General features: G+C 69.5%; 17 protein-coding genes and 1 riboswitch. Of the genes, 5 read left to right on the top strand and 12 right to left on the bottom strand.

What is annotated here, in order from left to right; translation table 11 throughout:
• The first annotated feature begins 44 nt into the window (after positions 1 to 44).
• A riboswitch (ZMP/ZTP riboswitch) is annotated at positions 45 to 129 on the top strand.
• Positions 130 to 164: 35 nt separating this feature from the next.
• Entirely contained in the window at positions 165 to 1,439 is a 1,275-nt protein-coding gene (gene glyA, locus LBN7_RS03485; RefSeq protein ID WP_116634651.1) for a serine hydroxymethyltransferase, read from the top strand.
• Positions 1,436 to 2,314 carry a bifunctional methylenetetrahydrofolate dehydrogenase/methenyltetrahydrofolate cyclohydrolase gene (locus LBN7_RS03480; RefSeq protein WP_407360959.1) on the top strand — a complete coding sequence of 293 codons (879 nt, stop codon included), beginning with the start codon at positions 1,436 to 1,438 and terminating at the stop codon, positions 2,312 to 2,314. Before glyA ends, LBN7_RS03480 begins: the two co-directional genes overlap by 4 nt.
• Before the next feature lie 75 nt (positions 2,315 to 2,389).
• Here LBN7_RS03480 and LBN7_RS03475 read toward each other — a convergent pair whose 3' ends face one another.
• The 5 genes from LBN7_RS03475 to LBN7_RS03455 are packed head-to-tail and all read right to left on the bottom strand — an operon-like array spanning position 2,390 to position 7,680.
• Positions 2,390 to 2,944 (bottom strand): phage holin family protein, encoded by a 555-nt coding sequence (locus tag LBN7_RS03475; protein WP_407360958.1) that lies wholly within the window; start codon positions 2,942 to 2,944, stop codon positions 2,390 to 2,392.
• Between the two features lie 54 nt (positions 2,945 to 2,998).
• On the bottom strand, positions 2,999 to 3,721 hold the full coding sequence (locus LBN7_RS03470; RefSeq protein ID WP_116634654.1) for a DUF6882 domain-containing protein: 723 nt from the start codon (positions 3,719 to 3,721) through the stop codon (positions 2,999 to 3,001).
• Between the two features lie 46 nt (positions 3,722 to 3,767).
• On the bottom strand, positions 3,768 to 4,988 hold the full coding sequence (locus LBN7_RS03465; RefSeq protein ID WP_407360957.1) for an acyl-CoA dehydrogenase family protein: 1,221 nt from the start codon (positions 4,986 to 4,988) through the stop codon (positions 3,768 to 3,770).
• On the bottom strand, positions 4,988 to 6,214 hold the full coding sequence (locus LBN7_RS03460; protein ID WP_116634656.1) for an acyl-CoA dehydrogenase family protein: 1,227 nt from the start codon (positions 6,212 to 6,214) through the stop codon (positions 4,988 to 4,990). The genes LBN7_RS03465 and LBN7_RS03460 overlap by 1 nt, the downstream gene beginning before the upstream one ends.
• Positions 6,211 to 7,680: an LLM class flavin-dependent oxidoreductase gene (locus tag LBN7_RS03455; protein WP_407360956.1), complete on the bottom strand. Its 1,470-nt coding sequence runs from the start codon at positions 7,678 to 7,680 to the stop codon at positions 6,211 to 6,213. Before LBN7_RS03455 ends, LBN7_RS03460 begins: the two co-directional genes overlap by 4 nt.
• A 180-nt stretch (positions 7,681 to 7,860) precedes the next feature.
• Here LBN7_RS03455 and LBN7_RS03450 point away from each other — a divergent pair, with 180 nt between their 5' ends.
• Genes LBN7_RS03450 through LBN7_RS03440 form a run of 3 tightly spaced genes read left to right on the top strand, consistent with a single transcriptional unit; the run spans position 7,861 to position 10,928 of the window.
• Positions 7,861 to 9,201: an ABC transporter substrate-binding protein gene (locus LBN7_RS03450; RefSeq protein ID WP_407360955.1), complete on the top strand. Its 1,341-nt coding sequence runs from the start codon at positions 7,861 to 7,863 to the stop codon at positions 9,199 to 9,201.
• Positions 9,194 to 10,117: a sugar ABC transporter permease gene (locus LBN7_RS03445; RefSeq protein WP_341945996.1), complete on the top strand. Its 924-nt coding sequence runs from the start codon at positions 9,194 to 9,196 to the stop codon at positions 10,115 to 10,117. Before LBN7_RS03450 ends, LBN7_RS03445 begins: the two co-directional genes overlap by 8 nt.
• Positions 10,110 to 10,928, top strand: coding sequence for a carbohydrate ABC transporter permease (locus tag LBN7_RS03440; protein WP_407360954.1), 819 nt, complete (start codon positions 10,110 to 10,112; stop codon positions 10,926 to 10,928). The genes LBN7_RS03445 and LBN7_RS03440 overlap by 8 nt, the downstream gene beginning before the upstream one ends.
• A 17-nt stretch (positions 10,929 to 10,945) precedes the next feature.
• On the opposite strand, the gene LBN7_RS03435 is transcribed toward LBN7_RS03440, so the two are convergent.
• The 7 genes from LBN7_RS03435 to LBN7_RS03405 all read right to left on the bottom strand — a co-directional run bounded on the left by LBN7_RS03435 (position 10,946) and on the right by LBN7_RS03405 (position 18,779).
• Entirely contained in the window at positions 10,946 to 12,193 is a 1,248-nt protein-coding gene (locus tag LBN7_RS03435; protein WP_407360953.1) for an MFS transporter, read from the bottom strand.
• Between the two features lie 40 nt (positions 12,194 to 12,233).
• On the bottom strand, positions 12,234 to 13,034 hold the full coding sequence (locus LBN7_RS03430) for an HpcH/HpaI aldolase/citrate lyase family protein (protein ID WP_116634662.1): 801 nt from the start codon (positions 13,032 to 13,034) through the stop codon (positions 12,234 to 12,236).
• Positions 13,019 to 13,804 (bottom strand): fumarylacetoacetate hydrolase family protein, encoded by a 786-nt coding sequence (locus tag LBN7_RS03425; protein WP_116634663.1) that lies wholly within the window; start codon positions 13,802 to 13,804, stop codon positions 13,019 to 13,021. The genes LBN7_RS03430 and LBN7_RS03425 overlap by 16 nt, the downstream gene beginning before the upstream one ends.
• Positions 13,805 to 13,894: 90 nt before the next feature.
• Positions 13,895 to 15,031 (bottom strand): 3,4-dihydroxyphenylacetate 2,3-dioxygenase, encoded by a 1,137-nt coding sequence (gene hpaD, locus LBN7_RS03420; protein WP_116634664.1) that lies wholly within the window; start codon positions 15,029 to 15,031, stop codon positions 13,895 to 13,897.
• A 30-nt stretch (positions 15,032 to 15,061) separates the two neighbouring features.
• A complete protein-coding gene (gene hpaE / locus LBN7_RS03415) occupies positions 15,062 to 16,558 on the bottom strand; it encodes a 5-carboxymethyl-2-hydroxymuconate semialdehyde dehydrogenase (RefSeq protein ID WP_407360952.1) in 1,497 nt (498 codons plus the stop codon).
• Positions 16,555 to 17,238: a GntR family transcriptional regulator gene (locus LBN7_RS03410; RefSeq protein WP_407360951.1), complete on the bottom strand. Its 684-nt coding sequence runs from the start codon at positions 17,236 to 17,238 to the stop codon at positions 16,555 to 16,557. Before LBN7_RS03410 ends, hpaE begins: the two co-directional genes overlap by 4 nt.
• Positions 17,235 to 18,779, bottom strand: a complete 1,545-nt coding sequence (locus LBN7_RS03405; RefSeq protein ID WP_407360950.1) for a fumarylacetoacetate hydrolase family protein — start codon at positions 18,777 to 18,779, stop codon at positions 17,235 to 17,237. Before LBN7_RS03405 ends, LBN7_RS03410 begins: the two co-directional genes overlap by 4 nt.
• Positions 18,780 to 18,861 lie beyond the last annotated feature (82 nt).

The following is an 18,861-nucleotide window of genomic DNA, read 5'->3' as shown; positions in this document are numbered from 1 at the left end:
AGCGTCGTCGCGGGACGCGGCGTGCAGCGGCGATCCGCTATGCTCGTAACCGTCGCAACTGGCGTCTGGGTGGACTACCACCGGGGAGCGACTGACCACGGAATTCGACCGCGCGCCTGGGCCGATCGGTACACCCTTCGAATCCGTCGTCAGAGGAGCATGTCATGACCGACCGTTACTTCAACGCCCCGCTTTCCGAGGTCGATCCCGAGATCGCCCAGGTGCTCGACCGCGAGCTGAAGCGTCAGCAGACGTTCCTCGAGATGATCGCCTCCGAGAACTTCGTGCCTGTCTCCGTGCTGCAGTCGCAGGGCTCGGTGCTCACGAACAAGTACGCCGAGGGGTACCCGGGTCGTCGCTACTACGGCGGCTGCGAAGAGGTCGACGTCGCGGAGTCGCTGGCGATCGAGCGGGCCAAGAGCCTGTTCGGCTCGGAGTTCGCCAACGTCCAGCCCCACTCGGGTGCCTCGGCGAACGCCGCCGTGCTGCACGCGATCGCCCGCCCCGGCGACACGCTGCTCGGACTGTCGCTCGACCAGGGCGGCCACCTGACGCACGGCATGAAGATCAACTTCTCCGGCCGTCTCTACGACATCGTCGCCTACGGCGTGAACCCCGAGACCTCCGTCATCGACATGGACGAGGTGCGCCGGCTCGCGATCCAGCACAAGCCGAAGGTGATCATCGCCGGCTGGTCGGCCTATCCGCGAACGCTCGACTTCGCGGCGTTCCGCGCCATCGCCGACGAGGTCGGTGCGCTCCTCTGGGTCGACATGGCGCACTTCGCCGGTCTCGTGGCCGCCGGCCTGCACCCGAACCCGGTGCCGCACGCGCACGTCGTCTCGTCGACCGTGCACAAGACCATCGGCGGTCCTCGCTCGGGCTTCATCCTCACGAACGACGCCGACATCGCGAAGAAGATCAACACCGCCGTGTTCCCGGGCCAGCAGGGCGGTCCGCTCATGCACGTGATCGCCGCCAAGGCGACCGCGTTCAAGCTCGCCGCCACTCCCGAGTTCGCCGAGCGTCAGGAGCGCACCCTGCGCGGTGCCGCTCTCATCGCGGAGCGCCTCTCGCAGCAGGACGTGAAGGATGCCGGAATCGGCGTGCGCTCCGGCGGTACCGACGTGCACCTCGTGCTCGTCGACCTGCGTGACGCCGAGATCGACGGCAAGCAGGCCGAAGACCTGCTGCACGACATCCGCATCACGGTGAACCGCAACGCGGTGCCGAACGACCCGCGTCCGCCGATGGTCACCTCGGGTCTGCGCATCGGCACGCCGGCGCTCGCGACCCGCGGCTTCGGCGACGCGGAGTTCACCGAGGTCGCCGACATCATCGCGCTCGCGCTGATCCCCGGCGCCGACGTCGAGGCGCTCCGTGCGCGCGTGGACGCGCTCGCCGCGGCCTTCCCGCTCTACCCGGACCTGCAGCAGTGACCGCTGTCGTCCTCGATGGCAAGGCGGCCGCTGCCGAGATCCGCGCCGAGCTGACGGAGCGGGTCGCCGCGCTGAAGGAGAAGGGCGTCACGCCCGGCATCGCGACCGTGCTCGTCGGCGCCGACCCGGCATCGCAGCTCTATGTGGGCATGAAGCACCGGCAGTCGGAGGCGATCGGGATGAACTCGATCCAGCGCGAGCTGCCCGCGGACGCCACCCAGGCCGACGTCGAGGCGCTGATCGACGAGCTCAACGCCGATCCGGCATGCCACGGCTACATCGTGCAGCTGCCGCTGCCGAAGCACATCGACACCGACGCGATCCTCGAGCGCATCGACCCGGCGAAGGATGCCGACGGCCTGCACCCGACCAACCTCGGTCGGCTCGTGCTGAACGTGAACGCACCGATCCACACGCCGCTGCCGTGCACCCCGCGGGGCGTGATCGAGCTGCTCCTGCGCAACGACTACGACCTCAAGGGCAAGCACGTGGTCGTCGTCGGACGCGGTGTCACCATCGGACGCTCGATCGGTCTGCTGCTGACGCGACGCGACCTGAACGCGACGGTCACGCTCACGCACACCGGCACCGTCGACATGCCGCGCTACCTGCGCGAGGCTGACGTCATCGTCGCGGCAGCGGGGGTCAAGCACCTCATCCGCGCCGAGGACGTCAAGCCCGGCGCGGCCGTGCTCGATGTCGGCGTCACGCGGGAGACCGACGCCGAGACCGGGAAGAGCCTCGTCTTCGGCGACGTGCACCCCGACGTCGCCGAGGTCGCCGGCTACCTGTCGCCGAACCCGGGTGGTGTCGGCCCGATGACGGTGGCCCTGCTCATGACGAACGTGGTCGAGGCGGCCGAGCGGGTCGCCTAGCCCAAGCTCCCGTCGCAGAAAGGCACCCATTCCACCGTGGATGGCTGCCTTCTCGCGATCGGAGCGGGCTCGGAGTCAGCCGAGTTCGTCGAGCATCCGCCGCTGCTCGGGAGTGAGGCCGTCCTTGAGCTCGTCGCGGGCGGCCGTCGTCTCCGGCGTCTCGGGGGCAGGGGCGGATGCCGTGGGCTTCGCACCGCCGCCCTTGACGCGCGCCTGGACGACGTCGTAGATCTCTCCGGTCTTGGCGTGGAGCTTGTCGTCGATCTGGTCGTAGACGACCCAGCCGAGCAGCAGGATCAGCGGCGGGATGACGTAGCCCCAGAAGCTCGTGGAGCGCACGCCGCTCAGCCACACCGTGAGGACCCACACGATCAGCTCGACGATGTACACGAGCACGTACTGGACGACCTTCTCGCCCGTCTTCGTGCGGTCCGCGGCCGACTTCGCGGCAGACCGTCGGAAGACGTTCCGCAGCAGCGGCTTCACGAACAGGGCCGCGAGCGTCAGGATGATGGCGGCCCAGAGCGCATTCCACCCGACGGAGACTCCGCGCAGCAGCACACCGATGAGCAGCAGGACCGCGACGTTGAAGACGTACAGCGATACGAACCGGACGATTCCGTTCTTCATGCGACCAGAGTCCCACACCGGGCCTGATCCCGCAGGTGCCGCGCCCGCGTCGGATCAGGCCTGCGCCTGGAGCGACCCCTCGATCCCGCTGATCCGCGCCTGCTCGTCGAAGCGGAACGTCGCCGAGCCCGAAGCGTCGACGACAGAGGCTCCGGAGAACGCCTCATCCGTCCAGGTGAGGGTCCAGCCGGCGAGGCGGGCGAGGTCCCAGACGGACGTGCGGGCGTCGGTGAGGGCCAGGCCCGAGAGGATGCGGGGGAGCGCGATGACGGCGTCGGACACCGTGAGGGGCGGGAGCGGCGCGTCGAGGAGGAAGACGGCTCTGGTGCCGCCGCCCACCGGCGCGGAGTAGTAGGGCGAGCGGCCGGTGAGCTCCACCGCGACCCCGCCGACCACGTGAGCCGCCTGGGCGATCCATGCCTCGTCCGCGGCCGCGTCTGCCGGGAAGGGGACCTCGGGGGCGGTGAGATCGGCGATGCCGTGCTCCGCCCCGTAGGAACGCAGCTGTGCGGCGATGCCCTGGGCATCGCCCTGCGGGTGCGCCCAGGCCCACAGCATCGACCGTGGCCCCGGGGCGATCGTCGCGATCAGGTGCGCCCGCGTGACGAGCTGGCGAGAGGGGTCGGCGTTCGCCGTGAAGGTGATGGTGCCCGCGGCCATGTCCGCGTCCCAGCGGTGCTCACCCAGCGCGTCTGCCGCGGCGGCGAGAGCGTCCTGGCGGAGCGCGGTGAACAGGGCGGCACGGTCGGCGAGGGGCTGGAGCGCGGCGAAGGTCATGCTGACAGTCTCGCCCGGATTGCTATGAATACGCCAGAGCCGGAGGTCACCCCGGCAGAGCGCTCTCGACGGCGGCCTTCGACTCTCCGACCGCCCAGACGAAGTCGGGGGTGCGTCCGTTGACCGCGTGGTCGCCGAGCTGGCGCGCCTTGAAGATCCACGGGTTGTGGGACGCGACCGTGCGGGCGTTGCGCCAGTGGCGATCCAGTGCCGTCCCCGATCGCACGGCGGATGCGCCGAGGGTGTCGAACAGGCGGGACGCGGCGCGAGGGACCAGATCGGTGAGCACGATCTGCGCTCTCGACGAGCCGAGCTCCGCTGCCGCCACGGCATCCTCGGTCTCGGACGTGCCCAGGACGTCCGCCGCTTGCTGCACGGCACGGGCGACATCGAGCACGAGCGCACGTGCCGTCGCACTCGTCGCCGTCAACTCTCCGACGATCTGCAGCACCTGCGGGTCGTCGGCCACGCGGTTCGCGCTCCCGTGGCTGTAGGTGCGGGTGCGCGCACGCACCTGCGCGACCGTGTCGCGTTCGATCGCGGCGGCGATCCCCGCGAGCACCGCCAGCAGCGTGAGCTGGTAGACGGCCGTCTGATACGGGAACCTCGAGGTGAACGGCTCGACGTCGTCCTCGTCGACGCTCGCGTCGGTGAACACGGCCGTGCCGGTCCCCGTCAGCGGCTGTCCGAAGCCGTCCCAGTCGTCCGAGATCTCCACGCCGTCCTGGTGCCGCCGGATCAGCGCGGTGACGGTCTCGCCGTCCAGATCGACGGTGGCGTCCACCCAGTCGGCGAAGATGCTGCCCGTCGTGTAGAACTTGCGTCCGTCCACCCGCCAGGTGCCGTCTGCTCGCCGGCTCACCCGTGTCGCGTTCGTGCCGACCGCCGCCGCGCCGTTCTCCGACCACGCGTTGCCGACCAGCTCGCCGTCGGCGATGCGGTCGAGCCACCGTGATCGTCGATCGCTCGGCGCCGCGGCCAGCACGTGCTCGACGTACGCGATGTGGCCCCGGAAGATCTGGGGGAGGTTCGAGTCCGCCGCGGCGAGCTCGATGAGCAGCTCGGCGAACGACGGCCAGTCGAGCCCGAAGCCGCCGTCGTCGATCGGCAGCCGAAGCCTCCCGAAGCCGGCGTCGCGCAGTGCCTCGACTTCGGTGAAAGGAAGCTCATGGCCCTGCTCGCGCACGACCGCGCCCGCCGCGATCTCGGCGAACACGGGCCGCAGGTGCTCTCGAGCGACGGTGAGCCGCTGCGTCTGCTCGCTCATCAGGTGTACAGGGAGATCGGCTGGAGCTCGCCGTTCAGCGTCCAGGCGCCGACCTCGAGCTTCTTGTAGTCGACCGGATCGTGCAGCGAGTGCGTGCGGACGTTCCTCCAGAAAAGATCCAGCCCGACATCGGCGCGCGCCGAGCTCGAACCCGTGATCTCGAAGATCCGGTTCGCGACCTCGATGCCGACCTCGGTCGACACCACCTTCACCTTGGCGATCTCGATCGCCAGCTCCCCGCGGCGCTCTGCCGTGACGGCGTCCCCTTCATCCACGACCTCGTCGAAGAGGCGTCCGGCGCGGTCCGTCAGAGCCTCGACCGCGGCGATGCGCGAGGCGAACTCGCCGACGACGCGCTGCACGAACGGGTCGTCCCGGTAGGAGTCGGCCTGGCTGAGGAACCAGGCGCGGGGGCGCGCACGCACCAGGTCGAGTCCTCGCGCGAGGGCTCCCTCGGCGATCCCGAGATACAGATTTCCGAAGGCGAGCTGGATGCCGGGCGTGATCAGCGTCGAGAACGGCTCGTCGCCGAGCTCGCCGAGCACATCGTCTGCCGAGACGCGGACGTCGTCGAAGCGCACGGACCCGCTGGCGGACAGGCGCTGTCCGAGCGCATCCCAGTCGCCGAGATAGCGGATTCCCTCGCGATCGTGATCGAGCACGACGAACAGCACCTGTCCGTCGCGGTCTCCGCCGCGGACGAGCGCCGCGGCCAGCACCACGTCGCCGGCCGATGCGCCGGTCGAGAAGCGCTTCAGGCCGTTGAGTCGGAAGCCGTCGCCGTCCGCCGTCAGCTCGAGGTCCGGGTCGGTCGGGTTCACGGAGTCGCCCCACACCCACCGGCCCGCGATGGTCTTGCGATGCCAGGCCTCTTGCACCGATGGGTCGGCCGCGAAGCCGATGTTGCTCGAGTTGATGTAGTGGTAGGCGAGGACCTGGGCCACCGATGCGTCGGCACGCGACAGGATGCGGATGACGAGGAATGCCGTCTCCCAGTGCGCGCCGCCTCCGCCGAACTCGGCCGGTTCGAGCAGCGTCACCAGCCCCGCATCGCGGAGCAGGTCGAGTTCGACCGTGGGGTCCTGATTCGCGCGGTCGCGCTGCAGGGCGTCGCTCGCGAGCTCGTCGGCGACACGCTCTGCGACTCCACGCCAGTGGGCTCGCTCCGCGGCATCCGCGGTACCCGTCCAGCGGCTGCGATTCGTGGTCTCTGCGATGACGCTCATCGGGCGCCCTCCTTCTCGGTGAGTTCGGTCAGGTCGTCGTTCGCGGCATCCACCAGCGGGCCGCCGAGTGTGCCGTCGAGCGCGCTGGGACCGCCGACGTAGGCGCCCCGATACGCGTGCGCGGGGTGCCACTCCGGAACGACCGGAGAGCCGTCGCCGGTGAGCCTCCCGCGCAGCGTGCCCTCGGGATAGTCATCCCACGTGCGGCCACGGCGGCGGAGTTCGGGGACGAGGTGCTCGACGATGTCCTCGAACGATCCCGGCGTCACCACGTAGGCGATGTTGAAGCCGTCGACGCCGCCGACCTCGACCCATCGCTCGAGCTCGTCCGCCACGGTCTGCGGGCTGCCGACGATGACGGGGCCGATGCCGCCGATCCCGACGTAGTGGGCGATGTCGCGCGGCGTCCACCGGCGCTCCGGATCGGCCTTGGTGAAGAGCGACAGCGCCGAGCGCCCGGCATCCGTGTCGATGTATTCCAGGGGGACGTCGGGGTCGTACTGTGACAGGTCGAGTCCCGTCCATCCCGCGTAGAGCGCCAGGGCGCCCTCGACCGAGACGTAGCGGCGGTAGTCCTCGAGCCGGGCCTGCGCCTCCTCGTCGGTGGCCGCGACCACGATCGTGATCAGGGTGAGGATCTTGACCGAGTCCCGCGGGCGTCCGAGAGCCTCCGCACGATCGCGGATGTCGTCGGTCACCGGTCGCGTCACCTCCGGACGCAGCCCGTTGATGAAGATCGCCTCACCGTGCTTCGCCGCGAACTGGCGCCCGCGCGGCGAGGCTCCCGCCTGGAACATCACCGGAGTGCGCTGGGGGCTCGGCTCGGCGAGGTGGATGCCGGGGACCCGGTAGTGCCGCCCCTCGTGTGCGATAGGGTGCACGCGCGCCGCATCGGCGAAGACACCGGACTCGCGGTCGCGGAGCACCGCGGCGTCCTCCCACGACCCCTCCCACAGCTTGTAGGTCACGTCGAGGAACTCCTCGGCGATCTCGTACCGGTCGTCGTGGGCGATCTGCGTGTCGAGCCCGAGGTTGCGTGCGGCGGAATCGAGGTAGCTGGTCACGACGTTCCACCCCACCCGCCCCCGCGTGAAGTGGTCGAGGGTCGAGAACCGGCGGGCGAGCGCGTAGGGCTGCTCGTAGGTCGTGGCGACGGTCACCCCGAATCCGAGATGCTCGGTCGCGTGCGCCATCGCGGAGATCTGCACGACCGGATCGCCGAGGGGCACCTGCGCCGCATCGCCGAGCGCCGTGGCGGCCGAGTCGCGGTAGACGTCGTAGGTCCCGAGCACGTCGGCGATGAAGATCGCATCGAACCTGCCGCGCTCGAGCGTCTTCGCCAGGTCCACCCAGTAGTCGAGATCGTGGTACCGGTCGGCCTGGTTCTCCGGGTGCCGCCAGAGTCCGGGAGCCTGGTGCGTCACGCATGTCATGTCGAAGGCGTTCAGGATGATGCGGCGTGACACGGTGCTCCTCAGGTGGTCGGGGACTCCGCGACCATAGCCACTCGGGTTGCGCTCTGTCGCGCGGGATGACTCTTCGCGTCGCCGCACGACGAACTGTTACGTCCGCGATGCGTCGGTCCACGGCCGAGACCTAGCCTGAGCGCCGATCCGCTTCCCCGACCCGACGCCTGAGGAGCCCCCATGTCATCCCTTCCGAGCCGCGGTGGACGCCGCATCCTTCTCGGTGCCGCCGCCCTCACGGTCGCGACCCTCGTCATCGCCGGCTGCGCGACGCAGACTCCCGACGCGGGCGGAGCGGGCGACGACGGGGACTTCTCCGGGCAGAGCCTGAACGCTCTGCTCATCACCTCGCACGAGGGTGCGGCCAACTGGCTCAAGGAGCACTTCGAAGAGGAGACCGGCGCCGAGGTGAACCTCACCATCGTCCCCTACGACGAGATCGGCTCCACACTCGCACTCGACCAGCAGTCGGGAGCGAACACGTTCGATGTCGCGGCTCCCTGGTACGTGTCGATCGGCGACCTCGCCGAGGGCGGCTCGATCCAGGACCTCACGGACTGGATCGCCGAGACCCCCTCGCTCGAGGAGGACGACTTCATCCCCTCCATCAACGACCCGTACACCCTGGTCGGCGACCGCCGCTACGGTCTGCCCTTCGACGGCGACACGCACGTGCTCTTCTACAACAAGGAGATCCTCGAGCGGAACGGCATCACCGAGCCGCCCGCGACCTGGGACGAGTACGTGGCCGACGTCAAGACCATCACCGAGAACGAAGGCGCGGACGGCGTGTACGGCTCTGCGATCTTCGGACAGAAGTCGCCCCTGATCCTCGGCGCCGCCTACGCGAACCGGCTGGCCGGCTTCGGCGGGGAGTTCGTCGACGAGGACGGCAAGCCCACGATCAACTCTCCCGCTGCGGTGGCCGCGGCCCAGTCGCTGGTGGATGCCGTGCCGTACGCCTTCCCGACGGCGGCCGAGACCGACTTCGGCGTCGGCAACGGCGCCTGGTACGACGGCAAGGTCGGCTTCATCGAGAACTGGACCGACCTCGGCGTGGGCTCGGAGACGAACCCCGACTCCAAGGTCGCGGGCAAGTGGGGTGTGACGACGCTGCCCGTCGGCGGCGACAACACCGAGGCGCGGGCATCGCTCGTGGCCGGCTTCACGTGGGTCATCGCCGCGAACACCGAGAAGACCGACCTGGCGAAGGCGTTCATCGAGTACGCCGCGTCGAGCGAGGTCAACTCCGAGCTGATCGTCGCCGACCCGCAGACGGGCATCGACCCGAACCGCGAGTCCTCGCTCGAGAGCGCGGCGTACGGGGAGACCTACCCCGACCTGCAGCGGGTCAACCGCACGACGCTCAGCGGATCGCTCGCCTGGCCGACGGGAGAGAACGCGTCGCAGGCGGCGCAGATCCTCACCGACGAGCTGGCGAAGCTCATCGCGGGTGACGGCGGCACTGCCAAGGAGACCCTCGACCGCGTCCAGGCCGAGTGGGAAGAGATCCTTGGCTGACGCCTCCGCGATCCAGGTGCGTGCCGCCCGCGCGTCCGGCCGAGTGCCGAGACGGGCGGGCGGCTCCGCGCGGGCGGGCGCCGGGCTGCTCACGGCGCCGACGATCCTGTCGATCGTGGTGCTCGGCGCGTATCCGCTCCTGTTCATCCTCGCCGCGGCCTTCACGGACTCGACGCTCGGGCGGCCCTTCCAGGAGTGGGTCGGGACGGCGAACCTGGAGACGATCCTCGCCGATGCCGACGTCGTCGCCTCGTTCGGACGGACTGTCGCGTACGCGGTCGCGGTCGCCGTCGTGAGCGTCGTGCTGGGCGTCGTGATCGCCGTCGCGCTGGAGCGCGCGACCCGAGCCGGCGCGGTCCTGCGGACGCTGCTCCTGCTCCCGCTGATCACGCCCCCGGTCGTGGTCGGCACGCTGTGGAAGCTCGTGTTCAACCCGGGCGGCGGACTGCTCGCGACGCTGCTTCCCGGCGTCTCGCTCACGCCGCTGTCGACGACGGCCTGGGCGCTCCCGGCGATCGGTCTCGCCGATGTCTGGCAGTGGACGCCGCTGATCGTGATCCTCGTCTACGCCGCGCTGCTCACGCAGGACCCCTCGGTGCGAGAGGCCGCGTCGCTCGACGGCGCTCACGGCGCGGGGCTGTTCCGGCACATCACCTGGCCGGCGATCGCGGGCACCGTGATCGCGGCGCTCTTCATCCGTCTCGTCATCGCGCTGAAGGTCTTCGATCTTGTGTTCGTCATGACGTCGGGCGGACCCGGTCAGGCCTCGACCGTGACCACGTACCTCATCCAGCAGGTCGCCCTCAAGGAGTTCGACATCGGTCGCGCGTCGGCGATCACCCTCGTGTTCGCGGTCATCGTCACGGTGGTGACGCTCGTGGTGGCCGTCTTCGCCCGAAAGGCCCGTCATGACTGACCGGCGCACCCGTCCGCGGCCCGTCGCGAGCACGGTGCTCTTCGTGGCTCTCGCGGTCACCCTGGTCCCGCTCGCCTATCTGTTCTCGGTGTCGCTGATGGGGCGCGACGAGACCGTCTCCGGAGTCCTGTGGAGCGCTGCCCCGCAGTGGGAGAACTGGGGGGATGTGCTGGCCACCGACATCCCGCGTTCGATCCTGAACTCCCTGGCCGCCGCCGTCGGCGGCGCTGTGGTGTCGCTGGTCATCGCGGTCCCCGGTGCCTGGGCCATCGTCCGGCACAACGCCGGTGGGCGCACGCTCGCCGCGACGCTCATGAGCCCGTGGCTCCTCCCGCCGATCGTCGCCGTGGTCCCGCTGCTCACACTGCTGCGCTCGATCGGGCTCAACAACACGCTCGTCGGGCTCACGCTCGTCTACGCGCTCGTCAACGTCCCGGTGGCCGTCTGGCTGCTGGAGGGATTCGTCCGCCGGCTGCCGGTGGAGATCGAGGAGGCGGCGCGCATCGACGGAGCGGGGACCCCGCGGATGCTCTGGTCGGTCGTCGTGCCGCTGCTCCTGCCCAGCCTCGTCGCGATCGGGATCATCGTCGCGATCCTCAACTACAACGAGTTCCTGCTCGCCACGTTCCTCACGCAGAGCGTGGACGCGCAGACGTTCCCGGTCGCCCTCTCGCTGTTCTACGGCGATCGCACGCCGCACTTCGGCAAGATCGCCGCCGCGTCGTTCATCGGCGTGATCCCGGTCTTCGCGGCCGCGGTGTTCTTCCAGCGCTGGCTGGTGGGCGGGTTGACGGCAGGGGCGGTGCGCTGATCCCGGACCGGGATCACTCAGGCGCGCTGAGGCGAGGCGTCGGGATTCAGGGCGCCGTCCGGCCTTCCCATGCGCCACACGCTTGGCACGGCGAGAGTGAGGAGCGCGACGCCCGCGTACACGATCCCGGACGTGATCAGTACCGTCGCGGCATCCGCATGGGTGATGAGCCAGCCGAACACCAACGTGCCGACCGGCATCGCGACGAAGCTGCCGAGCATGTCGTAGCTGGACACGCGGGAGAGCTTCTCGCCGGGCACGTTCTCCATCATCGCGAGGTTCCATCCGGTGCTGAAGACCTCGGCGCCCGCACCCGCGATGAAGGCCGCGATGGCGAGGAGCACGACGGCGGGGTGCACGCCCAGCATGGTCACGGGAATCGCGAACGCGGCCATGCCGAGCATCCCGTAGCGCAGCGGCCGTCTGAGCGGGAACCACATCAGGATCAGCGTCATCACGAGGACGCCGGCGCCCTCGGCGCTGAGCACCCAGCCCCACCCGGCGATGCCGAGCAGATCGTCGTTCTTCGCGATGTACGGACCCACGACGCCCCAGGCGCCGACGTGGATCGCGTTCATGACCATGAAGGCCAGCACGATCGTCCAGAGCCAGGATCGGCTCCAGAACTCCTGCCAGCCGACGCGCAGATCGTGGAACATTGTCGTGCCGCCGGCATGCGCGGGAGGCGGGAGCTTCACCAGGGCGAGGACCGGGATGGCGATCACCCAGCCGGCCGCCTGCACGACCATCGCCCAGGCGGGGCCGGCTGTGGCGACGAGGATGCCGGCGATGATCGGGCCGCCGATCGTCACGGCGGAGCGCACGAACGAGAGCATCGCGTTGGCCTGCTGAAGGTTCTCGGGCGTCGTCAGCTGCGGGATGATGCCCTGCATGGCCGGCAGCACGAACGCCGTGGAGGCGCCGTTGGCGACCGAGAGCACCACCAGGAGCGCGACGGTCGCCGAGTCCGTGAACAGCAGCGCCGCCATCGCGCCGATCGTGAGGATGTCGATCACGTAGCAGGTCTGGATGATCAGGGCCCGCGGCAGCCGGTCGGCCACGACGCCGCCGAACAGGAGGAAGACGATGTTGCTCACCGTGAAGGCGGTCAGCACGAACGACAGGGAGCGGGCGTCGTTGTCGATCTCCAGCACCGCGAACGCGAGCGCGATCGACGACATCGAGCCGGTGATCATGGTGATCGCCCTGGCGAGGAAGAACCACCGGAAGTTGCGGTCCCGCATCGCGGCGAGCCCGCGGCTCATCGGTTCACCGCCCTCGTCCGCATCAGACGATCCTGCCACGTCAGTAGCTGGCGCGTGCCGATCCGTCCGCCGTGATGAAGCGGGCGGCCAGCGCCTCGGATGCCCGCGCGAGCAGCGCCACATCGGCGCCCACCGCCACGAAGTCCGCACCGCCCGCGACGTACGCATCGGCGGCGGCCGGGTCGAAGGCGTTGACGCCGACCGGCTTGCCCGCCGCCTTGACCGCATGGAAGACCTTCTCGACGGCGGCGACGACATCGGGATGCGTCTGCTGGCCGAGGAGACCCATCGAGGCGGAGAGGTCGGACGGGCCGACGAAGACCGCGTCGATGCCGTCCACGGCGGCGATCTCCCCCGCCGCGTCCACGCCGGCCGCCGTCTCGATCTGCACCGTGAGGGAGGTGTGCCGCGCCGACTCCTGGAGGTAGCCGTCGACCCGGTTCCAGCGGGCGCTGCGCGCCAGCGCGCTGCCGACCCCGCGGACGCCGGCCGGGGGATAGCGCGTGGCGGACACGGCGGCTCGCGCCTCATCGGCGGAGGACACCATCGGCACGATCAGGTTCTGTGCGCCGAGGTCGAGGATCTGCTTGATCGCGACGGTGTCGTTGGAGGGCACCCGCACGAGCGGGGTGATCGGGTACGCCGCGACCGTCTGCAGCTGCAGCAGCACCGACTCGAGCGTGTTCGTCGAGTGCTCCATGTCGATCAGCAGCCAGTCGAGCCCGGAACCCGCGGCGACCTCGGTGACGAGCGTGCTGCCCGAGCATGCCCACATGCCGATCAGCGCACGATCGGAGGCGGCGATGCGCTCGCGGAACGACGGGTCTAGACGAAGCGGCATGTGATTGTTCCCATCGGTCCGTAATCGCACAGCACCTCGTCGCCGCGCGACACCCACATCGGGCGCGTGAACGATCCTGCCAGGATGATCTCTCCCGCCTCCAGACGCGCGCCGTGCTGATGGAACTTGTTCGCCAGCCACGCGACACCGGTGGCCGGATGCCCGAGCACGCCCGCGGCCACTCCGGTCTCCTCGATCTCGCCGTTGCGCGACAGCACACCGGGGACCCAGCGCAGATCGATCTCGTCCGGGCGGCGACGCTCGGTGCCCAGCACCATCGCCCCGTAGGCGGCGTTGTCGCTGATGGTGTCGACGATCGTGCGCCCCTCGAGCTCGATGTGCGAGTTGAGCACCTCGAGCGCGGGGACGGCGTAGTCGATCGCCGCGAGGGCGTCATCGAGCGTGCAGTCGGGACCTTCGAGCGGATGCTTCAGCACGAACGCCAGCTCCACCTCGATGCGCACGTTGGAGAAGTGGTCGACGGGGATCTCGGCGCCGGACTCGTACACCGTGTCGTCGAACATCACGCCGTAGTCGGGTTCGGTGATGCCGGTCGCCTGCTGCATCGCCTTGGAGGTCAGTCCGATCTTGCGCCCGACGAGCCGGCGGCCCGCGGCGATCTGGCTGTCGCGCCAGACACCCTGGATCGCGTAGGAGTCTTCGATCACAGCATCCGGGTAGCGCGCCGTGATGCGCGGGATCACGGTGTGTGCACGCTCGGCCTCGGCGAGCTGGGCCGCGATCTCTGCGATGACTTCTTGCGACAGCATCCGTTCCTTCTCTCTGTTCGGTCGGGCCCTTCGACAAGCTCAGGGACCCAGCCACTGGGTCGCTGAGCTTGTCGAAGCGTCGGTGGTGACCTATAGCTGGTTGCCCAGCTTCTTCTCGCCCTCGTCCGCGCGCGTGTACGAGAACCCGTCGGCGCCGATCGTGACCGCCATCTCCGAGCTGTCGGTGCGGGCGACGACCGGCTGCGGGTTGCCGTCGAGGTCGAGCACCAGGCTGGCATCGGTGTACCAGGACGGGACGACGGGGTTGCCCCACCAGTCGCGGCGCTGGTTGTCGTGCACGTCCCAGGTGATGACCGGGTTGTCCGGGTCGCCCGTGTAGTAGTCCTGCGTGTAGACCTCGACGCGGTGGCCGTCGGGATCGCGCAGGTACAGGTAGAACGCGTTCGAGACGCCGTGGCGGCCCGGCCCTCGCTCGATCGAGTCGGAGCGGCGGAGGGCGCCGAGCTTGTCGCAGATCGCGAGGATGTTGTGCTTCTCGTGCGTCGCGAAGCACACGTGGTGCATGCGGGGACCGTCGCCTCCGGTCATGGCGGTGTCGTGCACGGTGGGCTTGCGGCGCATCCAGGCGGCATAGACCGTGCCCTCGTCGTCCTGGATGTCCTCGGTGACGCGGAAGCCGAGATCCTGCATGAACTTCACCGCGCGCGGCACATCGGGGGTGACCTGGTTGAAGTGGTCGAGCCGCACGAGCTCGCCCGGGATGTGCAGGTCGTAGCGCCACGACATGCGCTCGACGTGGTCGGACTGGTGGAAGAACTCGATCGGGAAGCCGAGCGGGTCGACCACGCGGACCGAGTCGCCGACGCCCTTCACGAACCCGTCGGGGTTGCGGCGCACGTCGCAGCCGAGCTCCGTGTAGAACGCGACCGCACGGTCGAGGTCTTCCGCCGCGCGGACGCGATACGAGAACGCGGCCACGGCCGCGACCGGCCCCTTGCGCAGCACGAGGTTGTGGTGGATGAACTCCTCGGTCGAGCGGAGGTAGATCGCCTCGTCGTCCTCTTCGGTCACGTACAGTCCCAGCACGTCGACGTAGAACTGCCGTGACGCGGCCAGGTCGGTGACGACGAGCTCCATGTAGGCGCAGCGCAGGATGTCGGGCGGGGAACTCTGCGGCGTCGCGACGGGGTTCGTCGTGCGGATCGGCGCCTCCTGCGACACGTAGTAGCCGGCAGAGGTCAGGGTCATGTCTTCGCGATCGGTCATGTCAGCGTCCTTGCAGATCAGAGCGGCGGGTCAGTTCTTGCCGAAGGTCGGGTTGTGGGCTCCGCCGAGCGTGATGTGCACGCTCTGCTGGTCGGTGTAGAAGTCGATCGAGCGGTAGCCGCCCTCGTGACCGAGACCCGAGGCCTTCACTCCGCCGAACGGGGTGCGGAGGTCGCGCACGTTGTTGCTGTTCAGCCACACCATGCCGGCCTCGACCGACTGCGCGAAGTTGTGCGCGCGCTTCAGGTCGTTGGTCCAGATGTACGCCGCGAGGCCGTACTTCGTGTTGTTCGCGAGCGACAGCGCCTCGTCGTCGGAGTCGAACGGCGTGATCGCGACGACCGGGCCGAAGATCTCCTCCTGGAAGATGCGGGCGTCGGGGGAGACGTCGGCGAACACGGTCGGCGCGACGAAGTTGCCCTCCTCGAACCCGTCGGGGCGTCCGCCACCGGCGACCAGTCGCCCCTCGCTCTTGCCGATCTCGACGTAGCTCATCACCTTGTCGTAGTGCTCCGGGTGGACCAGCGCGCCGACCTCGGTGGCCGGGTCGTGCGGGTAGCCCACCTTGACGCGCTTCGCCTGTGCGGCGTAGCGCTCGACGAACTCCTGGTAGATGGAGCGCTCGACGAGGATGCGGGATCCTGCGGTGCAGCGCTCGCCGTTCAGGGAGAAGACACCGAAGATCGTGGCGTCGACGGCGGCCTCGAGGTCGGCATCCGCGAAGACGACGGCGGGCGACTTGCCGCCGAGCTCCATCGACAGGCCCTTGAGGAAGGGGGCGGCGTTGCCGAAGATGATCTGTCCGGTGCGGCTCTCGCCCGTGAAGGAGATCAGGGGGACGTCGGGGTGCTTGACGAGGGCGTCGCCCGCGTCTTCGCCGAGGCCGTTCACGAGGTTGAAGACGCCCCGGGGGAGTCCCGCCTCTTCGAAGATGCCCGCCCAGAGGGATGCCGAGAGCGGCGTGAACTCCGCCGGCTTCAGCACCACGGTGTTGCCGGTCGCGAGCGCGGGGCCGAGCTTCCACGACTCGAGCATGAACGGCGTGTTCCATGGCGTGATGAGGCCGGCGACGCCGATCGGCTTGCGGTTGACGTAGTTCATCTGGCGGCCGGGCACCTTGAAGGCGTCATCCGACTGCGCGACGATCAGGTCGGCGAAGAAGCGGAAGTTCTCGGCCGCCCGGCGGGCCTGGCCCAGCGCCTGGGTGATCGGCAGGCCGGAGTCGTAGGACTCGAGCTCGGCGAGCCGTGCGTCACGGGACTCGACGATGTCGGCGATGCGGTGCAGCACGCGGCTTCTCTCGCGCGGCAGCATCCGCGGCCACGGGCCTTCGTCGAAGGCGCGCTTCGCGGCGGCCACGGCCAGCTCGATGTCGGCCTTCTTGCCGGCGGCGGCCGTCGTGTAGGTCTTGTTGGTCACCGGGTCGAGCACGTCGAACGTGTCGCCGTCGACCGAGTCGACGAAGGCGCCGTCGATGTAGTGCTGGATGTGGTCAGGAAGATCGGCGGGGATGCGCGAGTCGGTCATGAGGCTTCTCCTGTGGCGTGGGCGGAACGGGTGTGCAGGGCATCGAGGAACGCGTCCATCGTGCGCCAGCGGTGGTTGCGGGCGGCGAGCTCGATCTCGAGCGGATCTGCATCCGCCCGGATGAGTGCGAGGATCTCGGCGTGCTCCTCGACCGAGTGCTGGGCGCGACCCGGGACCGACGCGAACGTCGATTCGCGGATGCCGGAGAGCCGAGACCAGCCGCGGTGGACGAGGTCGAGCAGGTGCGGGTTCGGGCACGGCTCGAACAGCACCGAATGGAACTGCCGGTTGAGCTCGGTGAACGCGTGGGCGTCGAAGTGCTCGAGCATCCGCGACATCCGGTCGTTGATCCGGGCCGCCTCGTCGAGGGCCGCCTCATCGAGCAGGGGAGCGGAGAGCGCCGTCGCCGAGCCCTCGACGATGCCAAGCGTCTGCATGGTGTGGGCGTACTCGCTCTCGTCGACGAGGGTGACCCTGGCGCCGACGTTGCGCTCGAAGGTGACGAGGCCCTCGGCCTCGAGTCGCCGGATCGCCTCCCGCACCGGCACGACGCTCATCTTCAGGTCGTCTGCGATCGATCCGAGCACCAGGCGGTAGCCGGGGCTGAACATGTGCGCGGTGATGCGCGAGCGGATCCACTCGTAGGCGACCTCGGACTTGCTGACAGCGGTCGTGCTCATAGCTGGGTCCCTGAGCCTGTCGAAGGGCTCTCCGCCTCGTAGCGGGCGCGCCATTCGGCGTTCATCGGGAACAGCCCGTCGACCGGGTGTCCGGCGGCGACCTGCTCCGCGATCCAGGCGTCTTCGATCTCCTGGGCGAGTGCGGCGTCGACGACCTCCTCGACGAGCGACGGCGGGATGACGATCGCGCCGTCGCCGTCGCCGACGATGATGTCGCCGGGCTGCACGGTCGCTCCGCCGCAGGAGATCGTCACGTCGACGTCCCACGGCACGTGCTTGCGGCCGAGGACCGAGGGGTGGGCGCCCTGGGAGAAGACGGGAAGGCCGATCTCGGCCACCGCGTCGAAGTCGCGGACCCCGCCGTCGGTGATCACTCCGGCTGCTCCGCGGGCCCGGGCGCGGAGGGCGAGGATGTCGCCCAGCGTGCCGGTCGTCGCATCGCCGCGAGCCTCGATCACGATGATCTCGCCCTCGTCTACCGCGTCGAAGGCGCGCTTCTGGGCGTTGTAGCCGCCGCCGTGGCTCTGGAACAGGTCCTCGCGGAAAGGCACGAAGCGGAGCGTCTTGGCCGTGCCGACGATCTTGGCGCCGGGGATGTTGGCGGAGACGCCGTCGATGAAGCAGGAGTGGTGCCCGCGCTTGCGCAGCTGGGCGGAGAGCCCGGCGGTGGGGGCTTCGAGGAGCTTAGCCCGGAGTTCGGGGGAGAGCGTGGGGGACGCTTCGACCGGCTCAGCGACCCCGCTTTTCGCGGGCGTCTCACCATGCTGGGTCCCTGAGCCTGTCGAAGGGCCGTCGGCCAGTCCCGCCGCCTCGGCGGATCCCCAGGCCTCGGTGCGCTGCAGGTCGTCGACTGCGGGGAGAGATCCGAGCTCCGCGTCGAACGGCACGTCGCCCTGCGTGACGGTGGTGATCAGGCGCCCGGAGGTGGGGGCGCCCGCGGCATCCGGGGCGTCCACCTCGATCTCGACGACGTCACCCGGGACGATGACGGAGGAGCCGGCCGGTGTCCCGGTGAGGATCACGTCGCCGGGCTCGAGAGTGAAGTGCTGGGAGAGATCGGCCACGAGCTGGGCGAGCGGGAAGATGAGGCCGGCGGTGGTGTCGTCCTGACGCAGCTCGCCGTTGACCCAGGCGCGCACGCGCAGCGCGGCGGGGTCGACCGTGCGCGCATCGATCAGCTGCGGTCCGAGCGGCGTATACCCGTCGCCGCCCTTGGAGCGGACGTTGGAGCCCTTGTCGTTCGCGCGCAGGTCGTACAGGCCGAGGTCGTTCGACGCGGTGACCCCGCCGACGTGCGACCACGCCTCGTCGAGCGAGACGCGGCGTGCGGTGGTGCCGATCACCAGGGCGATCTCCCCCTCGAAGGCGAGGAGCTCGGTCCCGGCCGGGCGCTCGACCGTGCCGCCGGAGACTCCGACGGAGCTGGCCGGCTTGAAGAAGTAGGAGGGGGCTGCCGGGCGCCGGCCGCGCTGATCCGCGCGGGATGCGTAACTCAGATGGATCGCGATGATCTTGCCGGGGCGGGCGATCTGGTCCGTCACGGGGCGCCTCCTCGCGCTCGTCAGCGGTGTGCTGCAGGACGCCTTGTGCGTCGTATTCGAAATCATATATCATCGGATCACC

It is taken from the genome of Microbacterium sp. LBN7 (assembly GCF_045690345.1).
GTDB lineage: Bacteria > Actinomycetota > Actinomycetes > Actinomycetales > Microbacteriaceae > Microbacterium.
Note: the sequence above shows the minus strand (reverse complement) of the source record. Positions and strands in the feature narration are given on the sequence as shown.

Excerpts from the sequence above, each read along its gene's own strand:
- glyA (WP_116634651.1), top strand. The coding sequence starts at position 165 with ATGACCGACCGTTACTTCAACGCCCCGCTTTCCGAGGTCGATCCCGAG.
- LBN7_RS03475 (WP_407360958.1), bottom strand. The coding sequence starts at position 2,944 with ATGAAGAACGGAATCGTCCGGTTCGTATCGCTGTACGTCTTCAACGTC.
- LBN7_RS03470 (WP_116634654.1), bottom strand. The coding sequence starts at position 3,721 with ATGACCTTCGCCGCGCTCCAGCCCCTCGCCGACCGTGCCGCCCTGTTC.
- LBN7_RS03465 (WP_407360957.1), bottom strand. The coding sequence starts at position 4,988 with ATGAGCGAGCAGACGCAGCGGCTCACCGTCGCTCGAGAGCACCTGCGG.
- LBN7_RS03460 (WP_116634656.1), bottom strand. The coding sequence starts at position 6,214 with ATGAGCGTCATCGCAGAGACCACGAATCGCAGCCGCTGGACGGGTACC.
- LBN7_RS03450 (WP_407360955.1), top strand. The coding sequence starts at position 7,861 with ATGTCATCCCTTCCGAGCCGCGGTGGACGCCGCATCCTTCTCGGTGCC.
- LBN7_RS03440 (WP_407360954.1), top strand. The coding sequence starts at position 10,110 with ATGACTGACCGGCGCACCCGTCCGCGGCCCGTCGCGAGCACGGTGCTC.
- LBN7_RS03435 (WP_407360953.1), bottom strand. The coding sequence starts at position 12,193 with ATGAGCCGCGGGCTCGCCGCGATGCGGGACCGCAACTTCCGGTGGTTC.
- LBN7_RS03430 (WP_116634662.1), bottom strand. The coding sequence starts at position 13,034 with ATGCCGCTTCGTCTAGACCCGTCGTTCCGCGAGCGCATCGCCGCCTCC.
- LBN7_RS03425 (WP_116634663.1), bottom strand. The coding sequence starts at position 13,804 with ATGCTGTCGCAAGAAGTCATCGCAGAGATCGCGGCCCAGCTCGCCGAG.
- hpaD (WP_116634664.1), bottom strand. The coding sequence starts at position 15,031 with ATGACCGATCGCGAAGACATGACCCTGACCTCTGCCGGCTACTACGTG.
- hpaE (WP_407360952.1), bottom strand. The coding sequence starts at position 16,558 with ATGACCGACTCGCGCATCCCCGCCGATCTTCCTGACCACATCCAGCAC.
- LBN7_RS03410 (WP_407360951.1), bottom strand. The coding sequence starts at position 17,238 with ATGAGCACGACCGCTGTCAGCAAGTCCGAGGTCGCCTACGAGTGGATC.